Source organism: Pseudomonas citri, from assembly GCF_025336485.1.
GTDB lineage: Bacteria > Pseudomonadota > Gammaproteobacteria > Pseudomonadales > Pseudomonadaceae > Aquipseudomonas > Aquipseudomonas citri.
Map to the genome: position 1 here is coordinate 1 of NZ_JAODAB010000057.1, position 1,242 is coordinate 1,242.

Annotated in this window: 1 protein-coding gene; it reads left to right on the top strand. The window is 62.0% G+C overall.

The features are described from left to right. The coding region (locus N4Q37_RS27610; protein ID WP_260963354.1) for an immunoglobulin-like domain-containing protein at positions 1-1,242 on the top strand (1,242 nt) is incomplete at both ends.

Below are 1,242 nucleotides of genomic sequence, written 5' to 3' on the forward strand. Positions count from 1 at the left end.
GCTCACCGCAACCTCGACCGTGGCCGAAGGCGGCACCGTGGTATACACCGCTTCGGTGAATGCTCCGGTTACGGATGTTCCTCTCGTCGTGACATTGAGCAACGGTCAAACCATCACCATCCCGGTGGGCGCAAGTTCCGGCAGCGTGAACTTCACCGCACCCAACGATGCGACGACGGGCGGCGATCACCTGAGCGTGAAGATCGACGACGCCCAGGGCGGCAATTACGAAAAACTGGATATCGACGGTACCCCGGCTGACACCACTGTCACCGACACCCCAGACACCACCGGCCTGACGTTGAGCGCCACCAACACCGTGGCCGAAGGTGGTTCGATCGTTTACACCGCCACCTTGACCAACGCCGCTGGCTCGCCAGTGACCGTGACCCTGAGCAACGGCGCTGTCATCACCATCGACGCCGGGAAAACCACTGGCACCGTCACCGTGGCAGCACCTTCCGACGACGTCTACAAGGACGCCGGCAAGGTTGAAGTCAGCATTGATCACGCCACCGGCGGCAACTTCGAGAATCTGGTACCTAGCACCACGCCGGCCATCACTGACGTGACTGACACCATCGATACGTCGACGGTCAGCCTGACGGCTACGTCGACCGTGGCCGAAGGCGGCACCGTGGTATACACCGCATCGGTGAATGCTCCGGTTACGGATGCTCCTCTCGTCGTGACATTGAGCAACGGCCAGACCATCACCATCCCGGTGGGCGCAAGCAGCGGCAGTGTGAACTTCACCGCACCGAACGCTGCCGTTTCGGGCGGCGATCACCTGAGCGTGAAGATCGACGACGCCCAGGGTGGCAACTACGAAAAACTGGACATCGACGCTACCCCAGCGGATACGACTGTCACTGACACCTCAGACACCACCGGTCTGACCCTCTCGGCAACCGACACCGTGGCCGAAGGCGGTTCGATCGTCTACACCGCGACCTTGAGCAATCCAGCCGGCACTCCGGTTACCGTAACCCTGAGCAATGGCTCGGTGATCACCATCGACGCCGGTAAAACCACTGGCACCGTCACCGTGGCAGCACCTTCCGACGACGTCTACAAGGACGCCGGCAAGGTTGAAGTCAGCATCGACCACGCCACCGGCGGCAATTTCGAAAACCTGGTGCCAAGCACCACGCCTGCGGTCACCGACGTCACCGACACCATCGACACTTCGACGGTCAGCCTGACGGCTACGTCGACCGTCGCCGAAGGCGGCACCGTCGT